Consider the following 11248-nt stretch of genomic DNA (forward strand, 5'->3'; position numbering starts at 1 on the left):
TTTCAATTTTAAAAAATTATGCGTTCGCTAATTCTTTGATATGTGCTTTAATTTTTACTTCTAATTCATCGGCCATTTCAGGATTGTCTTTAATTAAAGACTTTACAGCATCACGGCCTTGTCCCAATTTAGTTTCGCCATAACTGAACCAAGAACCTGCTTTTTTAACGATTTCGAACTCAACGGCTAAATCTAAAATCTCTCCTGTTTTCGAAACTCCTTCTCCGTACATAATGTCGAATTCGGCAATTTTAAATGGTGGAGCTACTTTGTTTTTAACGACTTTTACTTTAGTTCTGTTTCCAATTACGTTGTCCCCATCTTTAATTTGAGACGAACGACGAATGTCCAAACGAATTGAAGCGTAGAATTTTAGTGCATTTCCACCCGTTGTCGTTTCAGGATTTCCGAACATAACACCAATTTTCTCTCTCAATTGGTTGATAAAGAATACTGTACAATTTGTTTTGCTAATGGTTCCTGTTAATTTACGCAGAGCTTGTGACATCAAACGTGCATGAAGACCCATTTTAGAATCTCCCATTTCGCCTTCAATTTCACTTTTTGGAGTTAAGGCAGCTACGGAGTCAATTACGACAATGTCAATCGCTCCCGAGCGAATTAAATTTTCAGCAATTTCCAAGGCTTGTTCTCCATTATCAGGTTGAGAGATAATTAAGTTTTCAATATCTACTCCTAATTTTTCGGCGTAATTTCTATCAAATGCATGTTCCGCATCAATAAATGCAGCAATTCCTCCTGCTTTTTGAGCTTCCGCAATTGCATGTAGTGTCAAGGTTGTTTTACCAGAAGATTCAGGTCCGTATATTTCGATAATTCTACCTCTTGGATATCCATTTACTCCTAAAGCCAAATCGATTCCAAGAGAACCAGAAGAAATAGTTTCCACTTCAACAATGGCCTTGTCGCCCATTTTCATCACGGTTCCTTTTCCGTATGTTTTATCTAATTTATCAAGCGTTAACTGTAACGCTTTTAATTTAGCATCTTTCTCCGAACTCACTTTTTCTTTTTCTTTCATCTAAATAATTATAAATCTGTTCTGTAGTATACAAATCAGTACCAATAAAAGTCTGATTTTGATTGTTTTCGCGTTCTAGTTTTCGTAAAAATAATTCTTTTTTTCGAACAAACAATGGCTTTATTTTTATGGCAAAAATAAGGCTCTTAATTCGGTTGCATCCGCAGGTTTTATTTTTCCAGCGAGCAATAAACTCAGTTGTTTGCGTCGCAAGGCAGCTTCAAACCTGCTCTTTTCTAAGTCAGTTTCTGGAACAACTGGTGGCACTTCAACAGGAACGCCGCTATCATCAACGGCTACAAAGGTATATATGGCTTCGTTGGCTTTGGTACGGTTACGCGATTCGCGGTCTTCTACCCAAACATCGATGTAAATTTCCATGGAACTTTTAAAAGCACGAGAAACTTTGGCTTCAATTGTTACCACCGCACCTAGTGGAATTGCTTTGTTGAAGGCTACGTGATTCACGGAAGCAGTTACAACAATACGGCGAGAGTGTCTTCGAGCAGCAATACTTGCGGCACGATCCATTCGGGCCAAAAGTTCACCACCAAAAAGGTTGTTTAAAGGGTTTGTTTCGCTTGGCAATACCAAGTCTGTTAATATTGTTAATGATTCTGAAGGATGTTTTGGACTCATTTGCATGTTTTAATGTAATAGTGTTGAAATTTAATTCAACCAGTAAACAGCCATTACAGCTGGAATAAAATAAATAGCGATGGTTCTTGCTCCATCATAATCTTTGGCCAATCGTTGACCGAAAAACAACATTAGTAATGTAATACACGAAAAAACTGCTCCATAAAAACCGTATTCGCGACCATCATTCATAAGCAGTTGAATGGCTCCGACAATACATAAGATACTCGAAATTAATTCAAGAATCAAAATATGCAAGAGCGCTAGTGGAACTTGGTTTTTAAGTTGGGTTTTAGCAAAGTGCTCTTTAAGCCAAGACACATTGTCTTTCCAATAAAAAAGTTTATCATAACCCGATTGTAAAAAGGTTATGGTTAAAAAAGCTAAGATTAAAATTGAAGCTACATTATTCATTAGGTTATTTTTTATGAATTAAACGGGTTAGTTTTATGGATAAATCGGTTAGTATAATTTTAGCATTTCCGTTGCGCTCAATGTGATACATGGCAGTGGATAATTCCTCAAAAATGGAGGTTATATTGTTACCGTTTACAAAAGGAGCAAAGTTTTCGAGTTTAAATTTCGCTACTTTAGGTTGCATATAAACCAATTTTGGCGTTTGGTAATTTAACAATAAAGCTTGACGGAACATTTCGATACAAAAGCCGATAAATTTTTTCTGACTTTCACGACCAAGACCAGCAATTTTTTCACTCCATTCAATTAAATCTTGAATCGCGGCTGCATTTCTCTTTGCTTTAAAAGCAGCACGAACCCAAACGACAAACCATTGTTCAAATGGATCCTCAGTAGTATCTTGGTTCAATAAAGACACGGCTTTATTATAATTTCCTTGTGCTTGATGCGCAATTTTAAGAGCCAAATTACCTTCTATTTTATGCTTTTCAATTAAGGCTTCAGCAACTACTGCTTCACTTAAGCCATTAAAATGAAGTACTTGACATCTGGATCGAATGGTTTGTATAATGTCTTCTTCGTTTTCAGAGATTAATATAAATAAGGTTTTATCATGAGGCTCTTCTAATAACTTCAAAAGTTTATTGGCTGCTGCAGTATTCATTTTGTCCGCCATCCAAATAATCATAACCTTAAAACCACCCTCATACGATTTTAAGGCGAAAGATTTTAGTACTTCTTGCGCATCTTCTACGCGAATTTCTCCTTGTTTGTTTTGTACGCCCAACAGGTTATACCAATCAAATAAACCGCCGTATGGATTTTCTAAAATAAATTTGCGCCAATCCTGAATAAAGTCTAAACTTTTAGGTTTCGTTTTTACGTCTTCGGTGGTTACCGTTGGGTAAATAAAATGCAAATCGGGATGTGAAACCGAATCGAATTTTAAGTTACAAGCTGCATTTCCATTTGAATTTTCGCCGTCGCTATTGCTACACAAGATATACTGCGCATAAGCTAGTGCAATAGCCAAAGTTCCGCTGCCTTCTGGGCCAATAAAAAGTTGCGCATGCGGAATGCGCCCCATAGATGCGCTCTTGGTTAAATGCGTTTTAATGTGATCTTGACCTAATATATCTGAAAATAGCATGCAGCAAAGATAACAGAAAATGATTTATGCAATAATTTAAGCGACTTAAACTTTCGACAGCTAATTTTTATAAAAATCGACGTTTCAGGAGGCTCGAAAAGCATTTCCTACCGCACTTTTTTATAAAAACTTTATTAACAGTATTTTGTTAATATTCTTTTGACGGACAGCAGCAATTGAAAATATTTTTTGTTAAATTAATGCTGTTATTAGTGCTAAAAAGATGTTAAATTTTAAGAATTTACCTATGTAGTTAAAATTTAACAAATAGCCTTCCAAGCTCGATTAAAGACACTTTTAGCCGTCAGAACGCTGTTTATTAACACTATTAGTAGTTGCTTCTGTTAAAATATTATCACAATAAAGTTGCAAATTAACTTAATTTATATATTTTTGTTTTTATTAATGAATATTTAAAATCGAATTTATGAAAGGGAAAATTATTTTTTTAAGCTTATTCTTATTATTAGCTACCGAGGTGATGTCATCTCAAAATAAAAATGCACCTCAAAGTATAATTAGTACAACTGCAATTATCCGTAAATACCATTCTCAAGATGAATTGAAAGGAATGCAAAAAGGAGAATTACTTGAACTGTATATTGAACGTATTAAAGTTTTAACTAAAACCCTACCGTACATTGCATTGGCGACCAAGCCAGGAGTAACTATGGCAGATTTAGGTATCCCTATGGATAACGAAAATAAAAAGGTTCAGGACAGCCAAGTAGCATCTACAGACTCGTACTTAAATGTAACCGTAGATTTTCAACGTAAAATGATGCCCTATTCTGATAAAGATAATTTGGTAGCAGCAATTTTATTTTACGAAAATACCATTAAGTCATTACACCTTTTCAATGAATACAATTAGTAACTCTTTTAAGTTTTACTTTCATAAATAATAGTGAGAACATTTTATTTGAAAGTAAATTACTAGTTTTTTATTCTATTTAAAACTAATAAGACTTCAAATGCGTATGTTCTTAGTATTAACATAAATACCTACAATATCATGAAAAAATCATTACATGTTATCTGGATTACACTTGTTATGGTTTGCACAGCAAATGCACAACAAGAAAAAGGAATTATTGGATACAACAATTGGTTAAACAATTGGACTGAATTCAAACCTAATAAAATTGAGTATGGAGAAGCAAATCAAATACTAGCTGGAAATATTTCGGTAAATACTAAGTTATTAAAAAGAAACATCTACGTTTTGCAAGGGCAAGTATATGTAACAAATAATGCAGTACTTACTATTGAACCAGGAACTGTTATTATAGGTGATGCGGATACTAAAGGAACATTAGTTATTTCTAAAGGTGCCAGTATTATTGCTGACGGATTAGAAACTGACCCTATCGTTTTTACTTCTAGTAAAGGTTTGAAAAAAGCAGGAGACTGGGGTGGAATCGTGATTTTAGGAGATGCACCGATCAATAAATTTGGAGGGATTTCTTCTATTACTTACGATTTAAATCCGGCCTTAACTATTTATGGCGGTCAAAATGTAGAAAGTAATTCAGGTATTTTGAGATATGTTCGTGTAGAATTTGCTGGTAAAAAAGTAAGAGGTTCTACTGCTATGAATGCGCTTACATTGGCTGGAGTAGGAAATAAAACTGTTCTAGAGAATGTAATGGTAAGTAATTCAGGTGGAGATTCATTTGCAATTATAGGTGGAGAATTAAGTCTTTCTAAATTTGTGTCATATCACTCTGTGAATGACGATTTTAAATTTACTCAAGGAACACAATGTAAAATATTTAATTCGCTTGCTGTACGTTCTTCTTATGTAACGAGCAACAAAGATGGATCTCGTTGTATGGAAGTAATTTCATATGATAAAAAAGAAGAAACAGATTTTAGTAAAAAACAAACTTTAGTTACGGCTTCAAACATTACGATGTTAAATGACAGTCAAAACATTAGTGCTGATATCCAGTCAGGATTGGTAAAAGAAGCCATTTACATCGGTAGTGACGCAGCTCTTGAAATCAAAAGAAGTGTAGTTTCAGGATTTAATCCAGCCGTTATTTTAAACAGCCAAATTGAGATCAACGATAAAAATTTAAAGAAAATCAAAATTGAAGAAATGTATTTCAACATGTGTAAAGGAAATATCTTTACAGAATACAATTCAAACAATGAAGATTTAGAAAACTGGTACGGTAACAGTATCTTTTTTAACGTCTACTCACAAACAGATAACAATGAAACTTTTATTGATATCATGAATCCTAAGAGACCAGATTTTAGAATCAAATTAGGAAAAATTACTGCTGCTTCCGGCAAGTTTTAATTTCAGTAAAAACATAAATAATAGGTAAGGAATTAGTGATTCGTCGCTAATTCCTTATCACTTTTGCCCAAAGTATCTTATAAAAGAATGATAGCCCCCAAATGTTAAAAAAAATTCTTTTTATTTTGTTTTTGGTAACCCCATTAGCAAATAAAGTAATCGCGCAAACACTAAAAATTGGAAAACCTAATTTCGATTTTAGTCAAGCTTGTGCCAACTCGGCCTTTAATTCATTTGAAGTGAGATTTAATTTCTCCACTTCTGCTCCATTAGATCCGAACAATCAGTTGATAGTAGAGTTGTCCGACCCCGAGGGCGACTTTGCTATACCTACTGTTCTATATCAGTCTAAAAAAGGTGAACTTACTAATAATGCGGTTTCGTTAATAGTGAGTCTTCCAATTACTGCATCTGGCGAAAATTATCAGATTAGAGTTAGAGCAACAGAGCCTGCTGTTACTAGTTCAAAGTCCAGTATTTTCCCCGCTTATTACAAAGCACACGACTCACAATTTACCATAAATAATACTATTCCCTCCGCGACTTATTGCGCAGGAGGTAGCTATGTTTTATCTATTGATTCAAATGGTAATGGAGTAACAAATTCTCCTTTGCAATACTCTTTTTTAAGCTACAACTGGTACCGAGACAATAGTACACCTTCATTATCGCTACCTCCCACTTTGCTTGCCACTGCAACATCAGGGTCTTACACGGTAAGCACACCAGGAGTATATTATGTAGAAACTAATTACGGTACTTGTACGTCAGATTCTTATTCTAATTACGTGACCGTTACAGAGGCTAATACCACTGCTGCTGCTACCGTGGTTTCAAGCTTGGGCAATCCTTTCTGTTCAACTTTAGGAGCTACAATTTTAAGCACTACAGCAGGTAAAAGTTACCAATGGTTAAAAGATGATGTCGCGATAAGTGGCGCAACAAATAAAACTTTTTCAGCAACTTCAGCTGGAAAATATTCTGTTAAAGTAGATTATGGTGGATGTCAAGCGAATGGCTCTATCGTCTTGCAAGAGTATCAAATGACTGCTAGTCTTAATGTACCTTTGAGTCCTGCAATAAAACAGATTGTTTCTGGCGAATCTTTTAATGTAGTTGTTGCGACAGATGCAAATAATCCTACATACAAATGGTACCTTAATGAGACTCTAATTGAAGGAGTTAATTTAAACAATTACTTGGTTGAGGTAAAAGGAAAGTATAAAGTAATAGTAACTGAAGAAGGAACTTGTAACTTAAGTAAAGAGCTTTCTTTTATTATTAACGATTCCAATCCTTTTGCGGATGTTCCAAATATTCCCAATTTAATTAGTCCGAATGGTGACTTTGTAAACGATACCTGGATTTTACCAAACGAATATGTTAACGGTAGCAATGCAGAAGTAATGATCATTAGCGGTAATGGGAATGTAATTTTGCAAACGACCAATTATCAAAATGATTGGCCTTCAAATGAAATCGAATTTAAAAATATAAATCCAGTTTATTACTATATTATTACAACACAAGATAATAAAGTTAGAAAAGGATCCATAACGGTTATAAAATAATATGAAGAAAATTTTACTATTCATAACTTTATTTTACGGTGTTACCTTTCCACTCTATTCACAGAAAACTGATTCTGGGGATGGAGTTGTTTCGTTTTCACTGCCGATAAGGAATTCTATAAAGTACAACCGTTTTGCCGTTAATCCAGCTTTTAGTTTTGTTAGAGAACAATCTACTATTGCAAGTTTTTATAACAAAAGACAATGGATAGCATTTGATGATGCGCCACAAACGTATGTATTTAGTTATTCGGGTCGTTTCAGAGAAAACGAAGGAATAGGTATAGGCGTTTTTCAACAAAATTATGGGTTGCTTACCACTTTTGGTGTTATTGCAAATTTTGCGCACAATTTAGTACTTCAAGAAGACAGCAATTTGACCTTCGGTTTAAATGTATCTGCTTATAAAAGCGGTTTAGATCAAGGAAAAGTAATTGTAAATACACCCGATCCATCTTTAAATGATATCCCTTCCAATACCATTTTAGCGGTTAATCCAGGAATCAATTACGGAAATGCATTTTGGGACGTAGGTCTAGCGGTTCATAATCTAGTGCTATACAATTTTGCTAGTTCAGAAATTGTAAAAGAAGACCCAGAGCAAAGTTTATTAGTGCATGGTATGTACACGGGATATTTAGATTCGTACGGCTTTTTAGACCGAAGCAAATTTTCTGCAATGGCTCGAACTGAATTCAAAAAGGATGAAATGGTTATTTCTGGCGTTGGTATGTTCATGATACCGCAAGGGGCATGGGCTCAAGTAGGCTACAATACTGTTTTTGGTTTTTCAGCAGGATTAGGAGTCAATGTTACTCCAAAAATATCTATTGAATATAATTACGAAAGAGGCACAGGAAATTTTTCAAATTTTGGTGCTTCGCATGAATTTTTAATAGCATATAAGTTCAAAAGTAAAAATTATTATTACGGTGACGATGAAGAAGAGGGTGCTTTAATTGCGCCAGCTTCGGCGCCTAAACCAGCGGCAACGACTGCAACTAAAGCACCTGTACAACGTGTGAATGCAGAGCAACGTGCTGCCGAGGCTAAACTTCTTGCTGCTGCAAAAGCTAAGGCCGATGCAGAAGCGCTTCAAGCTAGACTCGCAGCTACCAGCAAAGCTAAAGCGGATGCTGAGGCATTGCAAGCAAAATTAGCAGCGGACGCTAAGGCGAAAGCCGATGCAGAAGCCGTTCAAGCAAAATTATCTGCTAGTGATAAAGCTAAAGCGGATGCAGAAGCACTTCAAGCTAAGTTAGCTGCAGACACAAAGGCCAAAGCTGATGCAGCCGCAGTTCAAGCAAAGTTTGCAGCTGAGGCTAAACTTAGAGCTGAGGCTAGAGCTAAAGCTGATGCAGAATCACTTAAATTAAAAATTGCGGCTGATGAAAAAGCAAAAGCAGCAGCTGTAGCATATCAAGTTCGTTTAGCAGCAGATAATAAAGCTAAAGCAGAAGCAGAAGCGATCAAAGCAAGACTTGCCGCCGCCGCCAAGGCCAAAGCTGATGCTGAAGCACTTAAAAACAAACTAGCAGCTGATGCTAAAGCGAAAGCCGATGCAGCAGCTTTACAAACGAAACTAGCAGCAGATAATAAAGCGAAAGCGGATGCAGCAGCATTGCAAGCGAAACTAGCAGCTGATGCTAAAGCGAAAGCCGATGCAGCAGCATTGCAAGCGAAATTAGCAGCAGATAATAAAGCTAAAGCGGATGCAGCAGCTTTACAAGCGAAACTTGCTTCAGATGCGAAAGCTAAAGCGGATGCAGCAGCTTTACAAGCGAAACTTGCTGCAGATGCGAAAGCGAAAGCAGACGCCGAAGCTACACAAGCGAAAGTCGATGCAGCAGCATTACAAGCAAAACTAGCGGCGGATAGGAGAGCCAAGGTTGATGCCGAAGCTACACAAGCAAAATTAGCTGCCGATGCGAAAGCAAAATCTGATGCGGAAGCGTTGAAAGCCAAACTTGCTGCAGATGCGAAAGCGAAAGCAGACGCCGAAGCTGCAGCGAAATTAGCAGCTGATGCAAAAGCTAAATCTGATGCGGAAGCGTTGAAAGCCAAGATTGCAGCAGATGCGAAAGCGAAAGCAGACGCGGAAGCTGCACAAGCGAAAGTCGATGCAGCAGCATTGCAAGCGAAACTAGCAGCTGATGCTAAATCTAAAGCCGATGCGGAAGCGCTTCAAGCCAAGATTGCAGCAGATGCGAAAGCTAAAGCAGACGCCGAAGCTGCCCAAGCGAAAGCAGATGCAGCAGCATTACAAGCGAAATTAGCGGCGGATAGGAGAGCGAAAGTTGATGCCGAAGCTACACAAGCAAAATTAGCTGCCGATGCGAAAGCAAAATCTGATGCGGAAGCGTTGAAAGCGAAACTTGCTGCAGATGCGAAAGCTAAAGCAGACGCCGAAGCTGCCCAAGCGAAAGCCGATGCAGCAGCATTGCAAGCGAAATTAGCTGCAGATGCTAAATCTAAAGCCGATGCGGAAGCGCTTCAAGCGAAACTTGCTGCAGATGCGAAAGCGAAAGCAGACGCCGAAGCTGCACAAGCGAAAGTCGATGCAGCAGCATTACAAGCGAAATTAGCGGCGGATAGGAGAGCAAAAGTTGATGCCGAAGCTACACAAGCAAAATTAGCTGCCGATGCGAAAGCGAAATCGGATGCGGAAGCGCTTCAAGCGAAACTTGCAGCAGATGCGAAAGCGAAAGCAGACGCCGCCGAAGCTGCAGCGAAAGCCGATGCAGCGGCATTACAAGCGAAATTAGCGGCGGATATGAAGGCCAAGGTTGATGCGGAAGCTACGCAAGCGAAGATAGCTGCAGATGCAAAAGCGAAATCTGATGCCGAAGCCTTTAAAGCGAAACTAGCAGCTGATGCGAAAGCAAAAGCAGACGCGGAAGCTGCAGCTAAATTAGATGCAGCGGCATTACAAGCTAAATTAGCGGCGGATAGGAGAGCCAAGGTTGACGCAGAAGCTACGCAAGTGAAGTTAGCTGCAGATGCAAAAGCTAAATCGGACGCGGAAGCTCTAAAAGCAAAACTAGCTGCTGATGCACAAGCGAAATTAGATGCAGAAGAAGCTGCAAGAATAGCGGCTGCAAAATCAGTTCAGAAAGACGAAACGGCCAAAGCCATGGATAACTTGGCGGAGAATTTTGGGTCGACCTCAAAAACGCAGTCTGACTTAATTGCACAATTAAATGCTGCTGTTGCAAACAAACAAAAAGAATTGGATGACATGCGCGAAGAAAACGACTTGAGCGAAAAAGGCATTTACAGAGAGCAAAAAGAATTAGTGTTCAAAAGCGTTTCTGGAGAAGCAGCTCAGTTAGAGAGTTTGAAAAATCAAATTAGCGATGTCAATAGAAGTCAAAAAATCGCTTTAGATAACTTGACTAAATTATATAACGATAGACTTAAAAAAGTGCCGAATAAAAATGATGCACTCAACAAGTCGTACTTAGAAAAAATTGAAGCATTAAAGGCCGAGCAGTTGGCAGCCGAAAAATCGAATGCTGCACTCTTAGCTAGTTTAGAAAAAATTAAAGCAGAAACCGAAATCGAACGCAAGCGTCGTATTAAAAGAGCAGCTTTTGAAAACGATCAAGGAAAATATACCCAAGATCAAGTAGCCTTAAAACGAATTAAGGAAACGACCAAATTAAGTGCGACTCCTTTAAAAGCAGCAGATTTTGATTCTGGTGAAGAGCAATCGAACATGCAGATCATTAAAAATGTTAAGAACGAGCAAAGCGGTTATTATTTAATTATTGCCGTTCATAATAGCGTTGAGAAGAGAGATCAGTTTTTAACCAAAGCAGTGGCAGCGGGACGATCAGATATTAATTTCTTTTACAATGTAAATACGAGTAAGTATTACATCTATTACGAGAAATTTGACGGCTTAGAAGATGCTCAAAAAGCATTAGAAAATAAAGGGACAAAACCATACAATGAAAAAATGTCGGTGGTGAAACTCGAAAACGAATAAAAGTATAAAACAAAATTATAAAAGAATTGCAGTTGTTTTTTATCGCAAGAGAGCAACTGTAGTACAATAACATTTAAGGACGAGTTCGCTCTTTTTTAGAAACCCCTCTAAAAAGAGTAAACAGATC

8 protein-coding genes are annotated in these 11248 nt (G+C 37.4%); 4 read left to right on the forward strand and 4 right to left on the reverse strand.

The window, feature by feature from the left end; all coding sequences use genetic code 11:
* Nucleotides 1–16: 16 nt before the first annotated feature.
* The 4 genes from recA to AP058_RS14050 all read right to left on the reverse strand — a co-directional run bounded on the left by recA (nucleotide 17) and on the right by AP058_RS14050 (nucleotide 3248).
* Nucleotides 17–1024, reverse strand: a complete 1008-nt coding sequence (gene recA / locus AP058_RS14035) for a recombinase RecA (protein ID WP_157492766.1) — start codon at nucleotides 1022–1024, stop codon at nucleotides 17–19.
* A 144-nt stretch (nucleotides 1025–1168) separates the two neighbouring features.
* Nucleotides 1169–1681 carry an acyl-CoA thioesterase gene (locus AP058_RS14040; RefSeq protein WP_066313485.1) on the reverse strand — a complete coding sequence of 171 codons (513 nt, stop codon included), beginning with the start codon at nucleotides 1679–1681 and terminating at the stop codon, nucleotides 1169–1171.
* A gap of 30 nt (nucleotides 1682–1711) precedes the next feature.
* A complete protein-coding gene (locus AP058_RS14045; RefSeq protein WP_066312214.1) occupies nucleotides 1712–2095 on the reverse strand; it encodes a DoxX family protein in 384 nt (127 codons plus the stop codon).
* Between the two features lie 4 nt (nucleotides 2096–2099).
* A complete protein-coding gene (locus AP058_RS14050) occupies nucleotides 2100–3248 on the reverse strand; it encodes a DNA polymerase III subunit delta' (protein WP_066312216.1) in 1149 nt (382 codons plus the stop codon).
* 427 nt (nucleotides 3249–3675) lie between these two features.
* Here AP058_RS14050 and AP058_RS14055 point away from each other — a divergent pair, with 427 nt between their 5' ends.
* The 4 genes from AP058_RS14055 (at nucleotide 3676) to AP058_RS14070 (ending at nucleotide 11121) form a co-directional block, all read left to right on the forward strand.
* Nucleotides 3676–4122, forward strand: coding sequence for a hypothetical protein (locus AP058_RS14055; RefSeq protein ID WP_066312219.1), 447 nt, complete (start codon nucleotides 3676–3678; stop codon nucleotides 4120–4122).
* 141 nt (nucleotides 4123–4263) lie between these two features.
* The gene (locus tag AP058_RS14060) at nucleotides 4264–5559 is read left to right on the forward strand and encodes a hypothetical protein (RefSeq protein WP_066312222.1); all 1296 of its coding nucleotides are present in this window, start codon (nucleotides 4264–4266) and stop codon (nucleotides 5557–5559) included.
* A gap of 101 nt (nucleotides 5560–5660) precedes the next feature.
* On the forward strand, nucleotides 5661–7130 hold the full coding sequence (locus AP058_RS14065) for a gliding motility-associated C-terminal domain-containing protein (RefSeq protein WP_066312227.1): 1470 nt from the start codon (nucleotides 5661–5663) through the stop codon (nucleotides 7128–7130).
* A 1-nt stretch (nucleotide 7131) separates the two neighbouring features.
* A complete protein-coding gene (locus tag AP058_RS14070) occupies nucleotides 7132–11121 on the forward strand; it encodes a type IX secretion system membrane protein PorP/SprF (protein WP_066312229.1) in 3990 nt (1329 codons plus the stop codon).
* Nucleotides 11122–11248 lie beyond the last annotated feature (127 nt).

The sequence above is a fragment of the Flavobacterium sp. TAB 87 genome (assembly GCF_001529295.1).
In the GTDB taxonomy this organism is placed as follows: Bacteria; Bacteroidota; Bacteroidia; order Flavobacteriales; family Flavobacteriaceae; genus Flavobacterium.